The organism is Streptomyces sp. NPDC085932 (genome assembly GCF_044540525.1).
Lineage (GTDB): Bacteria > Actinomycetota > Actinomycetes > Streptomycetales > Streptomycetaceae > Streptomyces > Streptomyces levis.
This window is the reverse complement of sequence record NZ_JBITSJ010000003.1, coordinates 333,106-350,019: the sequence shown is the minus strand read 5'-3', so window position 1 is coordinate 350,019 and position 16,914 is coordinate 333,106. Positions and strand designations below refer to the sequence as shown.

Here is a 16,914-nt window from a genome sequence, read left to right as displayed (position 1 = left end):
GCGGGTGTCGTGGCGTCCCCGGACCGGGCCCCAGCCGGCCCCGGGCCCGGGCCTACGCCCTGGTCTCCACCGCCACCCCCATCACCTCCCGCGCGTGCCGGCTGGGGGTCATGCCCAGGCGCCAGGCCTGCCAGCCCGCCTCCAGGCTCACGCCGCGTTCCAGCAGCAGCGCCCAGGCCTCGGCGAGGTCGTCGAGTTTCTCGTCGCGCAGGGGGTGGGTGGCGCGGGAGAGCTCGGCCAGTTCCTGCTGGGCCACCGCCGTGCCGACCTCGACGCCGCCGGGGGCCGCGTAGGGCAGGAGGGTGCAGCGCAGGAAGCGGGCCCAGTCCTCGCCGCGGCGGTCGCCGTAGGACGTGAAGAGGGCCGCCGCCTCGTCGCACAGGGCCAGGGCCTGCGAGGTGCGGGCGTTGCCCGCGTCCACCACCGCCAGTTCCAGGCACGTCCACGCCTCGCCGTGGGCGACGCCGATGCGCTGGAAGTCGGCGCGGGCGTCGACCAGGAGCTGGCGGGCGAAGCCGGAGTTGCGCAGCGAGCCGGTCTGCGCCGCGCGCTGGTCGCGGGTGACGCGGGCCGAGTGGTGGCGGGCGCAGGCCAGGCCGTAGACGTCCCGCATGCGGGAGAACATCGTGCGGGCCCGTTCCAGTTCGCGGACCGCCTGGTCGAGGCTGCCCGTCTCCTCCAGGGCCTGGCCGAGGTAGTAGAGCGTCCAGGCCTCACCGCGCGCGTCCTCGTTGTCCCGGTGCCGGGCGGCCGCGCCGCGCAGCTCCTCCACGGCCGGGGAGGCGTCGCCGGCCACCAGCAGGGCCCGGGCCAGCTGGGTCAGCGCCCAGGCCTCACCACGCGCGTCCCGGGTGCGGCCGTACAGGTCGAGGGCCGCGCGCAGCTCGGACTCGGCGCGCGGCACGTCGCCCAGGCGCAGCGCGAGCTGACCGAGCTGGAAGTGCGCCCAGGCCTGGCCGTGCACGGACTCGCCCGCGCGGTGCAGGACCAGGGACTCGGTCAGCAGCTCCAGCGCCTCGCCCAGCCGGGCCCGGTCCCGCTCCACCGCCGCGAGGGCGTGCATCGTCCACGCCCGGTCCGTCGCCAGCTCGGGCGAGGACTGCAGGGCCAGGGCCTCGCGGAGCTTGGCCGAGGCCTCCGTGAGGTTGCCCTGGTGGTGCAGGGTGATGCCGAGGGAGCACAGGGCGCGGGCGGCCCCGGCGTCGTGGTGGGCCTCCCGATAGAGGTCGACGACCGAGGTGAGGGTCGTGCGGGCCTTGTCCAGCTCGCCCAGCTGCCGGGCCGCGATGCCGGTGCGCCACTGCACCGAGCGGACCAGCAGGCCCTCGTCCACGGCCTGGGCGAGTTCGCTGATCTCACCCAGGCGGTAGAGGTCGCCGCGCAGCAGGCAGTAGTCGCACAGGGCGCCCAGCAGGTTCAGCACCGCCGCCTGGTTCACGCCCTCGGCGTGCCGCAGGGCCGCCGTGATGAAGCTTGACTCGTCGTCCAGCCAGCGCAGCGCCTCGTCGAGCGAGGTGAAGCCGTAGGGGCTGAAGCGGTTGGTGCGGGTCGACATGTTGCCGTCGACCATGCGCAGCACCGAGTCGGCCAGCTCGGCGTAGTTCACGATCAGCCGTTCCTGCGCCGCCGTGCGCTCGGCCGGGTCCTCCTCGTCCAGCAGGCGGGCCTGGGCGAAGGCGCGGACCAGGTCGTGCAGGCGGTAGCGGTCGCCGCGCACGTGGTCGATCAGGCCGGCGCGGGTCAGGGCCCGCAGATGGCGCTCGGCCTCCGCCTCGTCGGTGGCCAGCAGCGCGGCGGCCGCCGCGGCACCGAGCGAGGCCCGGCCGGCCAGGGCCAGCCGGCGCAGCAGCCGCCGTACGGGCTCCGTCTGGTCGGTGTAGCGCAGCCACAGGGCGCGCTCCACCGGTTCGACCGGGCCGTAGGCGTCGAGGTCGGTGGCCAGGGCGCGCGGGGAGCGCGGGCCGAGGCAGGAACCGGCGATGCGCAGCGCCAGCGGCAGCCCGCCGCACAGCCGCCGGATGCGGTCGGCGGACTCGGCGTCGTACGGCCCGGAGCGGTCCTGCGCCGTCGCGCCCAGCAGTTCCTCGGCCCCGGCCGCGTCCAGCGGCTCCACGGCCAGCCGGTGCACCCGCGCGGGCAGGCCGTCCAGGTCCAGCGTGCCGCGGGCGGTCACCAGCACCAGGCTGTCGGACCGCTCCGGTATCAGGGCGCGGATCTGCCCGGCGTCCGCGGCGTCGTCGAGGACGACCGTGACCGGCAGGCCGGTCAGATGCTGGTGGTAGAGCTCGCTCAGCCGCTTGACCTGCTGGTCGGGGGAGGAGCGCTCGCGGAACAGCAGCTGCTCGCGGGGCGCCCCGAGCCGGTTGAGCAGGTGCAGCAGGGCGTCGCGGGTGGACAGCGGGGACTCGCCGGGGCTGTCGGCGCGCAGGTCGACGACGCAGGCGCCGCGGAAGTGGTCCCGCAGATCGTGCGTGGCGTGCACCGCCAGGGCCGTGCGGCCGCTGCCGGGCGGACCGTGCAGGACGACGACGGTGGGCTGCGTGTCCGTGCTCGCGCGGGCGGCCTGGACCCACTGCCGGATCTGCGCCAGCTCCTGCCGCCGCCCGGCGAACGGCCGGGCCGGTTCCGGCAGCTGCGCGAAGGACTGCTCCAGCACGCTGCGTCCGCGCGCCGCCGCGCTCTTGTCGGCGCCCCGCAGCCGCGGCCCGGTCTTCTTGGGCCCCGTCGAGGCGGCCAGGACGCGCTGCTGGTCCAGGAACGGGCGGATGCCCCGCACCTCCAGTGCCGTCAGCCACTGCAGGCGCAGCTGTTCGGGGCCGCCGGGCTGGCCGGCGGCCCCGGCGCGGTGGTGCGCGGCCGGCAGATGCGAGCCGGCCACCTTCACGACGGTCGCGGCGGCGCCCGCCACCCCCACGGTCACCCCGGCGCCCAGGGCCGTACCGGTGCCGGTGCCGAGGGCCATGTCGGCGACGACGGCCGCCACCGCGGCGACCCCGGCCACCAGCAGCGGTGTCCCGGCTCCCTCCCGGGCGTAGCGCTGCCCGAAGGTCAGCTGCCCGGCCGCCACCTCGTCCAGGGCGCGCGTGTAGGCCTCGTACTCCTCGGCCGCGCTCTGTGCCATCGCGTCCAGCGCCCCGCGGGCCCGGGCCAGCAGCGCCTTCCCGTCGCTGCGCCCGCCCGAGCGGCGCACCTCCTCCTCCACGGCCCGCGCCAACAGCCGTTCGGCCTCCGCCCGATGACCGTCCCGCATGTCACGTCCCCCTCCGGCGGCAGCGGCGGTCCCGGCCGTGCCCGGCCGTTCCCCGCGCGCTGTCTCGGTCGCTTCCTTGGTCAAGTGTGCGGTGGACGGCGCATCGGGGCGAGGGGGCGTGCCCGGCCCGATGATGTGAAGAAAGAGGGCCGTTGGCGTGGGGCGTGCCCGGCGGCCGTGCGGCGGGAACGGCGGCCGTGCGACGCCTGACGCGTGCGGGAAGGGGTACTGCGGCAGGATGGGAACCATGCCGAACCGACTGGCGCACGAGACGTCCCCCTACCTCCTTCAGCACGCCGACAACCCCGTCGACTGGTGGCCCTGGTCGGCCGAGGCCTTCGAGGAGGCCCGCAAGCGGAACGTGCCCGTGCTGCTCAGCATCGGCTACAGCAGCTGTCACTGGTGTCACGTCATGGCACACGAGTCCTTCGAGGACCAGGAGACCGCCGAGTACCTCAACGCCCACTACGTCAGCGTGAAGGTCGACCGCGAGGAGCGGCCGGACGTCGACGCCGTGTACATGGAGGCGGTGCAGGCGGCGACCGGGCACGGCGGCTGGCCCATGACCGTGTTCCTCACCGCGGACGCCGAGCCGTTCTACTTCGGCACCTACTTCCCGCCCGCGCCCCGCCAGGGCATGCCCTCCTTCCGCCAGGTGCTCCAGGGCGTCCGGCAGGCCTGGGAGGAGCGGCGCGACGAGGTCACCGAGGTCGCCGGGAAGATCGTCCGCGACCTGGCCGGCCGGGAGATCTCCTACGGCGACGCGCAGACCCCCGGCGAGCAGGAGCTCGCGCAGGCCCTGCTCGCGCTCACCCGCGAGTACGACCCGCAGCGCGGCGGATTCGGCGGGGCGCCGAAGTTCCCGCCGTCGATGGTGCTGGAGTTCCTGCTGCGCCACCACGCCCGCACGGGCGCCGAGGGCGCCCTGCAGATGGCGGCCGACACCTGCGAACGCATGGCCCGCGGCGGCATCTACGACCAGCTCGGCGGCGGCTTCGCCCGCTACTCGGTCGACCGTGACTGGGTCGTGCCGCACTTCGAGAAGATGCTGTACGACAACGCCCTGCTGTGCCGGGTCTACGCTCACCTCTGGCGGGTCACCGGTTCGGAACTCGCCCGCCGGGTGGCCCTGGAGACGGCCGACTTCATGGTGCGCGAACTGCGCACGGGCGAGGGCGGTTTCGCCTCCGCGCTGGACGCCGACAGCGACGACGGCACCGGGAAGCACGTCGAGGGCGCGTACTACGTGTGGACGCCCGCGCAGCTGCGGGAGGTGCTGGGGGAGCAGGACGCCGAACTCGCCGCCCGGTACTTCGGCGTCACCGAGGAGGGCACGTTCGAGCACGGCCGGTCCGTCCTCCAGCTTCCCCTCCAGGACGGCCTGTTCGACGCGGAGAAGATCACGTCGATCCGCGAGCGCCTGCTGGCGGCCCGCTCGGAGCGCCCGGCACCCGGCCGGGACGACAAGGTCGTCGCCGCCTGGAACGGCCTCGCGATCGCCGCGCTGGCCGAGACGGGCGCCTACTTCGACCGGCCCGACCTCGTGGAGGCCGCCCAGGCCACCGCGGATCTCCTCGTCCGGCTGCACCTGGACGAGCAGGCCCGTCTGACCCGCACCAGCAAGGACGGCCACGCGGGTGCCAACGCCGGTGTCCTGGAGGACTACGCGGACGTGGCGGAGGGCTTCCTCGCGCTCGCCTCGGTCACCGGGGAAGGGGTGTGGCTGGAGTTCGCCGGGTTCCTGCTCGATCACGTCCTGGCGCGCTTCACCGACCCCGAGACCGGCGCGATGTTCGACACCGCGGCCGACGCCGAGCGGCTGATCCGCCGTCCGCAGGACCCGACCGACAACGCCGCCCCCTCCGGCTGGACCGCCGCGGCCGGTGCGCTGCTGAGCTACGCCGCGCACACCGGCTCCGCGCCGCACCGCACGGCCGCGGAGCGGGCCCTGGGCGTCGTCAAGGCGCTCGGGCCGCGCGTGCCCCGCTTCATCGGCTGGGGCCTGGCCGTCGCGGAGGCCGTACTGGACGGGCCGCGCGAGGTCGCGATCGTCGGGCCGTCGTTGGACGACAAGTCCACGAGGACCCTGCACCGCACGGCGCTCCTGGGCACCGCGCCGGGCGCCGTCGTCGCCGTCGGCGCCCCGGACGGGGACGAGTTCCCGCTGCTCAGCGACCGTCCGCTGGTCGGCGGTGAACCGGCGGCCTATGTCTGCCGTAACTTCACATGTGACGCGCCGACAACGGAGGTTGAACGGTTGCGTGCGGTGCTGAGCGACTGAAGTCGGGAATCAACGGAAACAAGCTCTTTATCTGAACAGCCCCCAGGCTTCACAGTTCCCCCCTAATCTCTGCACAGTGACGTGACGGGAGGGGCCGCACCGGCACACCGTCACGACACGGGGGCTCTGGGATCTGGGGGGATCTGTTTGCTGACGTCTGTCTTCATCGCTGCCGTCTCACTGGCGCTGTTCTGGATGGCGGCGTTCACGCTGTGGTGGCAGATGCACGCCTGGCGCACGCCGGAAGTGCTCGCCTCGACGCGGTTCAGCAGTCCGGACGGGGACGAGCACGTCTCCTTCTCGCTGCTGCTGCCCGCCCGGCACGAACAGGCGGTGCTGGATCACACGATCCAGCGCCTGCTGGAGTCGTGCCACACCGACTTCGAGATCATCGTGATCGTCGGGCACGACGACCCGGAGACCACCGCCGTGGCCGAGCAGGCCGCCGCGCGTGACCACCGGGTCCGCGTCGTGGTCGACACCCACGAGAAGAAGAACAAGCCGAAGGCCATGAACACGGCCCTGCCGCACTGCCGCGGTGACGTCGTGGGCGTCTTCGACGCGGAGGACCAGGTCCACCCCGAGCTCCTCGCGCACGTCGACCACGCCTTCCGCACCACCGGCGCCGACGTCGTCCAGGGCGGGGTGCAGCTGATCAACTTCCACTCCAGCTGGTACAGCCTGCGCAACTGCCTGGAGTACTTCTTCTGGTTCCGCTCGCGGCTCCACCTGCACGCGCAGAAAGGTTTCATTCCGCTTGGCGGCAACACGGTCTTCGTCCGCACCGGCGTCCTGCGGGAAGCCGGCGGCTGGGACCCGAACTGCCTCGCCGAGGACTGCGACCTCGGTGTGCGCCTGTCCAGCGTCGGCAAGAAGGTCGTCGTCGCCTACGACTCCGACATGGTGACCCGCGAGGAGACCCCGGGCTCGCTGATGTCCCTGCTGAAACAGCGCACCCGCTGGAACCAGGGCTTCCTCCAGGTGTACCGGAAGAAGGACTGGAAGCAGCTGCCCACCCTCGGGCAGCGGCTGCTCGCCCGCTACACCCTGATGACGCCGTTCATGCAGGCCTTCACCGGCCTGATCATCCCGCTCAACGTGGCGATCGCGCTCTTCCTGGACGTGCCCGTCGGCATCGCCTTCATCACCTTCCTGCCGGCCGTCACCGCCCTGGTCACCTTCGTCTTCGAGATCGTCGGACTGCACGACTTCGGCAAGCAGTACGGGCTGCGCGTCCGGTTCGTGCACTACCTGAAGCTGATCGTGGGCGGCCCCTTCTACCAGGTGCTGCTCGCCGGGGCGGCCGTGCGTGCCGTCTGGCGCGAGCAGCGCGGCCGCAACGACTGGGAGCTGACGACCCACGTCGGCGCGCACCTCGACGACAGCGCCGTGTCCCGGCAGGACGTGACCCGAGAGGACGTTCCCGCGTGACCTCCACCCTTCCCGCGGTGACCACTCCGAAGGTCCCCGCGCAGCGCAGACCTGTGTCCGGCACCGGCAGCCACCGGCGCGCCGAACCGCCGAGCCGGCTGCGCTCCTCGCGCCCCGACCTGCTCCTGTGCGGTGTCCTGCTCCTGGCGATCCTCGTCGTGCAGGGCTGGAACATCGCCGACTACCCCGCCCTCAGCGACGACGAGGGCACCTACCTCGCCCAGGCCTGGTCGGTCCAGCAGGGCAACGGCCTGGCCCACTACACCTACTGGTACGACCACCCGCCGCTGGGCTGGATCCAGATCGCCGTCCTGACCTGGATCCCCGCGCTGATCAGCCCCGAGTCGATGACGGTGGGCACCATGCGCGCCGCCATGCTGGTGATCAGCGGCATCAGCGCGGTCCTCGTCTACGTGCTGGGCCGCCGGCTCGCCCTGCCCCGCTGGGCCGCGGCCCTCGGCATGGCCTTCTTCGGCCTGTCGCCGCTGTCGGTCGTCCTCCAGCGGGAGATCTTCCTCGACAACCTCGCGGTGATGTGGACGCTGCTGGCCTTCACGCTGGCCGCCTCCCCGAGCCGCCACCTGTGGCACCACTTCGGCGCGGGGATCGCGGCCGCCACGGCCGTCCTCACCAAGGAGACGATGCTCGTCGTCCTGCCCGCCCTCTTCCTCACCATGTGGCGCCACAGCCACCGCGACACCCGCAAGTTCGCCCTCACCGGCGCCGTCACGGCCTGCGCCCTGATCGGCTTCTCCTACCCGCTGTTCGCCCTGCTCAAGGGCGAGCTGCTGCCGGGCGCCGGGCACGTCTCCCTCTGGGACGGCGTCAAGTACCAGATGACCCGGCCCGGTTCGGGCTTCATCCTGGACCAGGGCTCCGGCTCCTGGGGCGTGCTCCAGTCGTGGCTGTACTACGACAGGATCCTGCCCCTCGGCGGCCTCGCGGGCGCCCTGCTGCTGCTCGTCACCTGGCGCTGGTCGGTCACCGCCCGCGCCCTGGCCGGACCGGCCCTGGCCGTGGCGATCCTCGCCGCGCTGGCCCTGCGCCCGAACGGCTACCTGCCCGCGATGTACGTCATCCAGGCCCTGCCGTTCCTGGCGCTGGTCCTCGCCGGAGGAACCGCCTCCGTCGCCCACGCGGTGCTCAGCCGCTGGCGCTCCGAGGCGGAGAAACGCTACGTCAGCGTGGGCCGGTACGCGCTCGCCACGGTCCTCGCCCTGGCCGCCGGCGCCTACGTCCTGCCGCACTGGTACGACGGCGCCCGCACCGCCGTCACCACCGACGCCAACGCCCCCTACAAGGCCGCCTCGAAGTGGCTCGCCACGGAGGTCGAACACCCGGAACGCACCCGGGTGCTGGTCGACGACGCGCTCTGGCTCGACCTGGTGCACCAGGGCTACCGGCCCGGGCTCGGCGTCATCTGGTTCTACAAGGCCGACCTGGACCCGGCGGTGACGAAGACGATGCCGCGCGGCTGGAAGGACCTGGACTACGTCGTCGCCTCGCCGACCGTACGGCGGGACGCGGCCGACCTGCCCAACGTCAAGGCCGCCATGGAGCACTCCGAACCGGTCGCCACCTTCGGCACCGGCGAGGACCGCATCGAGATCCGCCAGATCCAGACCACCGCCGGAGGCGCGCGATGAGCCAGGAGTACACCGTCCCCGGCGAGGTGGTCGAGACCGCCGAGATCCCCGAGCCGGGCGCCGTCACCATCGTCGTCCCGACGTTCAACGAGTCTGCCAACGTACGGCAGTTGCTGCGCCAGATCACCGAGGCCGTGCCGGCCCGGCTGCCCTGCGAGGTCCTCTTCGTCGACGACTCCACCGACGACACGCCCCAGGTCATCGAGAAGGCGGCGCAGGACTGCCCGTTCCCGGTGACCGTGCTGCACCGCGAGGAGGCGGTGGGCGGCCTCGGGGGAGCGGTCGTCGAGGGGCTGAAGGCGGCCACCTCCGACTGGATCGTCGTCATGGACGGCGACTGCCAGCACCCGCCGTCCCTCGTGCCCGACCTGGTCGCCACCGGCGAACGCGCGGGCGCGGGGCTGGTCGTCGCCTCCCGGTACATCAAGGGCGGCAGCCGGGCCGGGCTCGCGGGCAGCTACCGGGTGGCCGTCTCCCGCGGGGCGACCTGGCTGACCAAGGCGCTCTTCCCGCGCCGGCTGCACGGCATCAGCGACCCGATGAGCGGCTTCTTCGCGATCCGCCGCAGCGCGGTCACCGCCGAGGTCCTCCAGCCGCTCGGCTACAAGATCCTCCTCGAACTCGCCGTCCGCAGCCGCCCGCGCACGGTCACCGAGGTGCCGTTCGTCTTCCAGGACCGGTTCGCGGGGGAGTCGAAGTCGACCGCGCAGGAGGGGATGCGCTTCCTGCGCCACCTGGCCGGGCTGCGCGCCGCCTCACCCGTCGCGCGGATGGTGGGCTTCGGCCTGATCGGGCTGACCGGGTTCGTGCCGAACCTGCTCGGCCTGTGGGCGCTGACCGCGCTCGGCATGCACTACGTACCGGCGGAGGTCCTCGCCAACCAGCTCGGTGTCGCCTGGAACTTCGTGCTCATCGAGCACCTGCTGTTCCGCGAGCGGCGCCGGCACCGGCGCTGGTGGGACCGGGCCGGGCGGTTCGCGCTGCTCGCCAACGCCGATCTGGTGCTGCGCATCCCGCTGATCGCCCTGTTCGTGCACCAGCTGCACCTGGGCGTGCTGTCCGCCACCGCGCTCGCGCTGGTGACGACGTTCGTCCTGCGCTTCGTGGCGACCGAAGCGCTGGTCTACCTGCCGCGCCGGGCCCGTGAGGAGTCCGCGCGCGGCGGCCGCACCGCAAGGAGAGCCGTGTGAACCTTCGTCGCAGAACGACCGCACTGCTGTCCGTGGCGGGCCTCACCTCGGGCCTGCTGCTGACCGCACCCCAGCCCGCCTCCGCCGCCAACCTCATCAAGAACCCCGGCTTCGAGACCGCCGGCGCCGGCGACATGCCCTACTGCTGGGAGAAGTCCGGCTGGGGCGACAACGACTTCACCTTCACCACCACCGCCGACGCGCACACCGGTTCCAAGGCGATGAAGGTCGAGCTGACCCGTCGCGTCGACGGCGACCGCAAGGCGCTGATCACCGAGTCCGCCGCGTGCGCGCCCGTGGTGACGCCGGGCAAGCAGTACGACCTCGGCCTCTGGTACAAGACGACCACGCCCGACGCGGCGATCACGTTGTTCCGGCACGACACCACGGCCGGCTGGCAGTACTGGACCGACCTCAAGACCCTGGACCTGGCGGGCAGCTGGACCGAGGCGACGGTCCGCACCCCCGAGGTCCCGGCCGGCACCGACCGCATCTCCTGGGGCGTCTCGGTCTACGGCACCGGCTCGGCCACCACCGACGACTACACCATGGACCAGGTTCCCGATCCGGTGCTGCCGCCGGAGTGCACCGGCACGGCCGAGCAGTGCGCGAACGGCAAGTGGGACGTGCTGCCCACGCAGAACCCGGTCCGCTCCATGCACTCCGTCGTCCTGCACAACGGCAAGGTGCTGCTGATCGCGGGCTCCGGCAACGACGAGTCGATGTTCGAGGCGGGCACCTTCACCTCGGCGGTCTACGACCCGGCGAACGGCTCCTACAAGATCATCCCCACGCCGAAGGACATGTTCTGCGCCGGGCACGTCCAGCTCCAGGACGGCCGCGTGCTGGTGATGTCCGGCAACAAGGGCTACCCGACGGCGGACGGCCGGGTCGGCTACCAGGGCTACAAGGACTCGTACGTCTTCGACCCGGAGACCGAGACCTACACCAGGACCAACGACATGAACGACGGCCACTGGTACCCGTCGGCCACGATCCTCGGCAACGGTGACGTCATCTCCTTCGGCGGTCTGCGCGAGGACTCCACCGGCTCGGTCGCCGCCGAGCTGTTCTCCGAGGCCGAGCAGCAGTGGCAGCCGCTGTGGAAGGTCAACCAGACCTGGTCGTACTGGGGCCTGTACCCGTCGATGATCCTCATGCAGGACGGCCGCCTCTTCTACTCGGGCAGCCACGTCTTCGGCAACAACATCCCCGGCACCGGCTCGGCCATCTACGACTACGGCGCCAACACCATCACCCAGGTCCCGGGCCTGCAGAGCAAGGACGAGCGGGACCAGTCGGCCAGCGTGCTGCTGCCCCCGGCGCAGGACCAGAAGGTCCTCACCCTCGGCGGCGGCAACATCGACTCCAACCCGGAGGCCAACCGCCTGACCGACATCATCGACCTCAAGCAGCCCAACCCGTCGTACGTGGCCGGGCCGCCGATCCCGCAGGGCACGGTCGACCTGGGCAACGGGCCCGTCCCGCAGACCGGGAACCAGGGCAAGATGTACGTCTCCGCCGTGCTCCTGCCCGACGGCAAGGTGCTGGAGACGGGCGGCGCCCTGCACAACCGCGCCAACCCGGTCTACGAGACGTCGGTCTTCGACCCGGCGACGGAGACGTTCGACCCGGTCGCCGTCGACCCCGAGGCGCGCGGCTACCACTCCTCGGCGTTCCTGCTGCCCGACGGCCGCGTGATGACCACCGGCGACAACCCGGGCAACGGCTCCTGGAACCACGACGTGTCGGTCTACAGCCCGCCCTACCTGTTCAAGGGCCCGCGTCCGCAGATCACGTCGGTCATCGACACCGAGTGGACCTACGGCGACACCCAGCGCATCACCGTCGACCGGCCCATCGCCAAGGCCGAGCTGATCCGCCCGGCCGCCGTCACGCACTCCTCCGACCCGAACCAGCGGTTCGTGGACCTGCCGCTGTCGGTCGACGGCAACAACATCGACCTCAACGTGACGAGCAACCCCAACCTGGCCCCGCCCGGCTGGTACATGCTCTTCGCGGTCGACGCCAACGGCGTGCCGTCCGTGGCGAAGTGGGTGCACCTCCAGGGCCCGCAGACCCTGAAGGCGACGGACGCCTCGGCCCACGTCCACGACTTCGCGGACGCGCCCGCGGGCAAGGTCGCCAGGCCCGGCAAGAAGCGCACGTCGCAGAAGGTCAGCCCGACGATCTCCGGCTGCGACCGGCACTACGGCTCGATCAACGTCTGCGTGCCGACGGACTTCCCGGCGGAGGTGAAGAAGACGACGGCGGCCCGCTGCGAGTGGCTCAAGACCAACGACTACGGCCGCCTGAAGGTCAACGGGAAGGACGACCCCCTGGGCCTGGACAGGAACAGGGACGGGATCGCCTGCGGCAGGGGAGACACGGCCAGGCGCTAGGAAGGCGCCCCTTCAGGGGCGCGGGGAACTGCGCGACCGGCCACGACGGTCCCGCAGTTCCCCACCGCGCACACCCTCAACGGCCCTCGGAGCACAGCGTGACGGCCTCCCGCACGATGGCCTCCAACTGCTCGTGATGCGCACCCCGCCAGTACGCCCGGCCGCACGCAGTGCACTGCGCGAACACGTCGTACGTCGCGTGCGTGCCGTGCTTCAGCTGATCGGCGACCTCGTCCTTGGTCGCCTCGCGGAGCAGCCCGTTGCAGGCGGTGCAGCGCGTCCAGGGCAGCAGCTCGGGCCGGAACCGCTCCAGCACCTCCCGCAGCTGCTCCTCGGGGCGCGTGCTGTAGACGAACGCCCCGGCCCACAGCTCCCGGCGCCGCAGCAGCCCCCGGTCGCGGCTCAGCATGACCCGCCGCTCGGCCGCCGAACGCGCCGCGAGGGCGGGGTCGCCGATGTCGGTCGACTCGTACGCCGTGTCCACGCCCAGCAGGCGCAGCCGGCGGGCCAGCGTCCCGAGGTGGACGTCGAGGAGGAACCGCAGGGGAGCGCCCGGGACCCGCTGGGGGCGTGCGACGGTCCGTACCGTCACCGACTCCCCGGCCGCGGGGACGTGCGAGACCGGCACGTCCCGGCCGTCCACCAGCAGCGCGCCGACCTCGGTCAGCGGCACCCCCAGCGACTCGATGACATGGCCGAGGCTGGAGACGCCGTCGGTGGCGGCCCGCACGGTGCCGTCCCGCCGGGCCCGGGGGACGAAGATGTGCAGCTCGGGGGCGAACTCGACGTGGATCTCGGGACCGTTCACCCGGTCAGGATGCCACGGTGCGGGCCACGGACCTCAGGGTTTTCCGGTCGGCAGGCCGTGCTCCAGGACGTCCAGGGCGCGGTCGACGAGGACCCGGATGTCGTCGCGGTGGCCGGTCTCGGCCCAGTAGTGGGAGGCCTCCATCAGGCCTCCGATGACGGACATGGCGAAGACCCGGAGCTCCAGGCCGTCCGGGTCGAGGCCGGAGCGCTCGGCGAGGGCCTCGCGCAGCAGCCGGCCGGTCGCCGCCATGCTCTCCGTCATCCGGGCGCGCACGGCCGGGACCTCGACCCCGAGCCGGGTCCGCAGCCGCAGCACCTCGGGCTCCTCGGCGAGGCTCAGGTCGAGGGCCGTGCGGATCACGTGCCGCAGGACGGCGGCCCACGACTCGTCCTCGGGCCGGGCCCGCAGCTCCGCCAGCATCACCGGGTCCCACTCGTCGGTGATGACGATGTCTTCCTTGGTGGGGAAGTAACGGAAGACCGTAGACGGCGACACCTCGGCACGCTCGGCGATCTGCTCGACCGTCGTGGCGTCGTAGCCCCGCTCCTCGACCAGCGCGTAGGTCGCGGTGCGGATCGCCTGGCGGGTCTTGATCTTCTTCCGCTCCCGGAGCCCCGGCTGGGGGCGGTCGGCGGGAGCGGTACGTGCGGCCGTCATGAAGGTCATTGTCCGGCATCGGCTCGGGGCGGGGCGGCGGCAGGACGCCGACAGGCGGGATTACTGCGAGTAACTGTCAAAAGGCAGAGCTGATCGATAGGGAGGAGCTGTCAACCAGAAGGGCCACGGCTCGGAAGCCGTGGCCCGGAGGGGAGGGGGGAGGGGCGGGTCACCCGTGCTGGTACGCCACCAGCGAGATGCCCACGTAGTGCGCGATGAAGGCCGCCAGCGTGAAGGAGTGGAACACCTCGTGGAAGCCGAACCAGCGCGGTGACGGGTTCGGGCGCTTGAGGCCGTAGATGATGCCGCCCGCGCTGTAGAGCAGGCCGCCGACGATGACCAGGACGAGGACCGCGATCCCGCCGGTGCGCATGAAGTCCGGCAGGTAGAAGACGGCCGCCCAGCCCATCGCGATGTAACAGGGCGTGTACAGCCAGCGCGGGGCGCCGACCCAGAAGACGCGGAAGAGGATGCCGGCCGCCGCGGCGGCCCAGATGCCCCACAGCAGCCACTCGCCCTGGGCGCCGGGCAGGAGCAGCATGGCCAGCGGCGTGTAGGTGCCGGCGATGATCAGGAAGATGTTGGCGTGGTCCAGACGGCGCAGCACACCGTCCATGCGGGGGCTCCAGTTGCCCCGGTGGTACAGCGCGCTCACGCCGAACAGCAGGCAGGCTGTCAGGGCGTAGATGCCACAGGCGATGCGTCCTCTGGTCGAGTCGGCCAGGGCGGTCAGGACCAGGCCCGCGACGAGGGCGGCCGGGAACATGCCGAGGTGCAGCCACCCGCGGAGCTTGGGCTTCACAGGGTGCGGCAGGGAGAGCGCCTGCGGACCGCTGCCGCCGGCCGGCGAATCCGAGGGCGCGTCGGGGACGAACGCAGTCATGGCCGAATGGTAGCTACGGAACCGTAAGTGACGTATCAGTCGCGCTCATTGGGCGACGAAGAGTGGCCATCCTCTCACCCTGGCCGAACGATGGTCACGCAAACGGACGGTCAGGTGAACGCAACGTGCACGCAAAGCGCCGCCGAGAAACCGTGGCGATCCTCACGTTGCTCACCTGTGCGCTCCTCTGGACAGATGGGCGCTTCCATCGGATGATCAAATGAGTGCGGTCGGCACCGGATGAGCGCCCAAGTCACACCGTGAAGCATCCGGGTCGCAGCCCCCACGGGGCCTCCACATCAAAAAAATCCCTCATTTAGGAGCAATCGTGGCGCGCGACATCGCGGCTCCCACCGTCCCCACCACACATCAGGGGCTGATCTCGTGGGTCAACGAGATCGCAGAACTGACGCAGCCGGACAACGTGGTCTGGTGTGACGGATCCGAGGCCGAGTACGAGCGACTGTGCGAGGAGCTCGTCCGGAAGGGCACCTTCCGGAAGCTCGACCCGATCAAGCGCCCCCACTCCTACTACGCGGCCTCCGACCCGACCGACGTCGCGCGCGTCGAGGACCGGACGTTCATCTGCTCCGAGAAGGAGGAGGACGCGGGCCCGACCAACCACTGGAAGGCCCCCGCCGAGATGCGGGAGATCTTCCAGGGCGCCGGGGGCCAGGGCGGTCTGTTCCGCGGCTCGATGCGCGGCCGGACCATGTACGTCGTGCCCTTCTGCATGGGCCCGCTCGGCTCGCCGCTGTCCGCGCTCGGCGTCGAGATCACCGACTCGGCCTACGTCGCCGTCTCCATGCGCACCATGACGCGCATGGGCCAGGCCGTCCTCGACGAACTCGGCTCCGACGGGTTCTTCGTCAAGGCCGTGCACACCCTGGGCGCCCCGCTGGAGCCCGGCCAGGAGGACGTCCCCTGGCCCTGCAACCAGACCAAGTACATCTCCCACTTCCCCGAGGACCGCGAAATCTGGTCCTACGGCTCCGGCTACGGCGGCAACGCCCTGCTCGGCAAGAAGTGCTACGCCCTGCGCATCGCCTCCGTCATGGCCCGGGACGAGGGCTGGCTGGCCGAGCACATGCTCGTCCTCAAGCTGACCCCGCCGCGCGGCGAGGCCAAGTACGTCGCGGCCGCCTTCCCGAGCGCCTGCGGCAAGACCAACCTCGCCATGCTGGAGCCGACCATCCCCGGCTGGACGGTCGAGACCATCGGCGACGACATCGCCTGGATGCGCTTCGGCGAGGACGGCCGTCTCTACGCCATCAACCCCGAGGCCGGCTTCTTCGGCGTCGCGCCCGGCACCGGCGAGCACACCAACGCCAACGCGATGAAGACGCTGTGGGGCAACTCCGTCTTCACCAACGTCGCCCTCACCGACGACAACGACGTGTGGTGGGAGGGCATGACGGAGGAGACCCCGGCCCACCTGACGGACTGGAAGGGCAACGACTGGACGCCCGAGTCCGGCACCCCGGCCGCCCACCCCAACGCCCGCTTCACCGTCCCGGCCTCGCAGTGCCCGATCATCGCGCCGGAGTGGGAGGACCCCAAGGGCGTGCCGATCTCCGCGATCCTCTTCGGCGGCCGCCGCGCCACCGCCGTGCCGCTGGTGACGGAGTCCTTCGACTGGAACCACGGTGTCTTCCTCGGCGCCAACGTGGCCTCCGAGAAGACCGCCGCCGCCGAGGGCAAGGTCGGCGAGCTGCGCCGCGACCCCTTCGCGATGCTGCCCTTCTGCGGCTACAACATGGGCGACTACATGGCCCACTGGATCGACGTGGCCAAGGACAAGGACCAGTCCAAGCTGCCGAAGATCTACTACGTCAACTGGTTCCGCAAGGACGACGAGGGCAAGTTCGTCTGGCCCGGCTTCGGCGAGAACTCCCGCGTCCTGAAGTGGATCGTGGAGCGTCTGGAGGGCAAGGCCGAGGGCGTCGAGACCCCCATCGGCGTGCTGCCGACCAAGGAGGCCCTCGACACGGACGGCCTGGAGCTCGCCGAGTCCGACCTCGACTTCCTGCTCACGGTCGACAAGGAGGTCTGGCGCGAGGAGGCCGCCCTGGTCCCCGAGCACCTCAACACCTTCGGCGACCACACCCCGAAGGAACTGTGGGACGAGTACCGCGCCCTGGTGGAGCGCCTGGGCTGAACCCACCCCTGAACTCCGCGGCCGGCTGGAACCGACAGTGCCCTGACCAGCAACATCGTCACGGCCGGCCGCGGAACCGACTGGCGGGGCCCGCACAACGGCGTGCGGGGTTCGGGGCCGGTCACCGCGTCCTCCGTCCGCCCCGACGGAAACCCAGCGGCGACCGGCCCTCTCCCGCCCGCTTCGGCGCGGCCCGCTCCGCGGG

Annotated in this window: 10 protein-coding genes; 6 read left to right on the top strand and 4 right to left on the bottom strand. The window is 71.8% G+C overall.

Annotated elements, in window-relative coordinates; translation table 11 throughout:
- Positions 1-52 precede the first annotated feature (52 nt).
- Positions 53-3,250: a tetratricopeptide repeat protein gene (locus ACIGAQ_RS17600; protein ID WP_399783716.1), complete on the bottom strand. Its 3,198-nt coding sequence runs from the start codon at positions 3,248-3,250 to the stop codon at positions 53-55.
- Between the two features lie 247 nt (positions 3,251-3,497).
- Between ACIGAQ_RS17600 and ACIGAQ_RS17595 the strand changes: the two genes are divergently transcribed.
- The 5 genes from ACIGAQ_RS17595 (at position 3,498) to ACIGAQ_RS17575 (ending at position 12,200) form a co-directional block, all read left to right on the top strand.
- Positions 3,498-5,531: a thioredoxin domain-containing protein gene (locus tag ACIGAQ_RS17595; RefSeq protein ID WP_399783713.1), complete on the top strand. Its 2,034-nt coding sequence runs from the start codon at positions 3,498-3,500 to the stop codon at positions 5,529-5,531.
- Positions 5,532-5,678: 147 nt separating this feature from the next.
- Positions 5,679-6,962, top strand: a complete 1,284-nt coding sequence (locus tag ACIGAQ_RS17590) for a glycosyltransferase (RefSeq protein WP_399783710.1) — start codon at positions 5,679-5,681, stop codon at positions 6,960-6,962.
- Positions 6,959-8,608: an ArnT family glycosyltransferase gene (locus ACIGAQ_RS17585; protein WP_399783707.1), complete on the top strand. Its 1,650-nt coding sequence runs from the start codon at positions 6,959-6,961 to the stop codon at positions 8,606-8,608. Before ACIGAQ_RS17590 ends, ACIGAQ_RS17585 begins: the two co-directional genes overlap by 4 nt.
- A complete protein-coding gene (locus ACIGAQ_RS17580) occupies positions 8,605-9,798 on the top strand; it encodes a glycosyltransferase (RefSeq protein WP_399783704.1) in 1,194 nt (397 codons plus the stop codon). The genes ACIGAQ_RS17585 and ACIGAQ_RS17580 overlap by 4 nt, the downstream gene beginning before the upstream one ends.
- Positions 9,795-12,200, top strand: a complete 2,406-nt coding sequence (locus ACIGAQ_RS17575) for a galactose oxidase-like domain-containing protein (RefSeq protein WP_399783701.1) — start codon at positions 9,795-9,797, stop codon at positions 12,198-12,200. Before ACIGAQ_RS17580 ends, ACIGAQ_RS17575 begins: the two co-directional genes overlap by 4 nt.
- Before the next feature lie 76 nt (positions 12,201-12,276).
- Here ACIGAQ_RS17575 and ACIGAQ_RS17570 read toward each other — a convergent pair whose 3' ends face one another.
- The 3 genes from ACIGAQ_RS17570 to ACIGAQ_RS17560 form a co-directional block, all read right to left on the bottom strand.
- The gene (locus ACIGAQ_RS17570; protein WP_399783698.1) at positions 12,277-13,008 is read right to left on the bottom strand and encodes a Mut7-C RNAse domain-containing protein; all 732 of its coding nucleotides are present in this window, start codon (positions 13,006-13,008) and stop codon (positions 12,277-12,279) included.
- A gap of 33 nt (positions 13,009-13,041) precedes the next feature.
- Positions 13,042-13,668: a TetR family transcriptional regulator gene (locus tag ACIGAQ_RS17565; RefSeq protein ID WP_362277464.1), complete on the bottom strand. Its 627-nt coding sequence runs from the start codon at positions 13,666-13,668 to the stop codon at positions 13,042-13,044.
- A gap of 169 nt (positions 13,669-13,837) precedes the next feature.
- Positions 13,838-14,551, bottom strand: a complete 714-nt coding sequence (locus ACIGAQ_RS17560) for a hemolysin III family protein (RefSeq protein WP_399783695.1) — start codon at positions 14,549-14,551, stop codon at positions 13,838-13,840.
- Positions 14,552-14,879: 328 nt separating this feature from the next.
- Between ACIGAQ_RS17560 and ACIGAQ_RS17555 the strand changes: the two genes are divergently transcribed.
- A complete protein-coding gene (locus ACIGAQ_RS17555; protein WP_362277466.1) occupies positions 14,880-16,709 on the top strand; it encodes a phosphoenolpyruvate carboxykinase (GTP) in 1,830 nt (609 codons plus the stop codon).
- The last annotated feature ends 205 nt before the right edge of the window (positions 16,710-16,914 follow it).

What these genes read in the sequence shown, in the direction of transcription:
- ACIGAQ_RS17580 (WP_399783704.1), top strand. Translation starts at nt 8,605, where the DNA reads ATGAGCCAGGAGTACACCGTCCCCGGCGAGGTGGTCGAGACCGCCGAG.
- ACIGAQ_RS17600 (WP_399783716.1), bottom strand. Translation starts at nt 3,250, where the DNA reads ATGCGGGACGGTCATCGGGCGGAGGCCGAACGGCTGTTGGCGCGGGCC.
- ACIGAQ_RS17595 (WP_399783713.1), top strand. Translation starts at nt 3,498, where the DNA reads ATGCCGAACCGACTGGCGCACGAGACGTCCCCCTACCTCCTTCAGCAC.
- ACIGAQ_RS17560 (WP_399783695.1), bottom strand. Translation starts at nt 14,551, where the DNA reads ATGACTGCGTTCGTCCCCGACGCGCCCTCGGATTCGCCGGCCGGCGGC.
- ACIGAQ_RS17565 (WP_362277464.1), bottom strand. Translation starts at nt 13,668, where the DNA reads ATGACGGCCGCACGTACCGCTCCCGCCGACCGCCCCCAGCCGGGGCTC.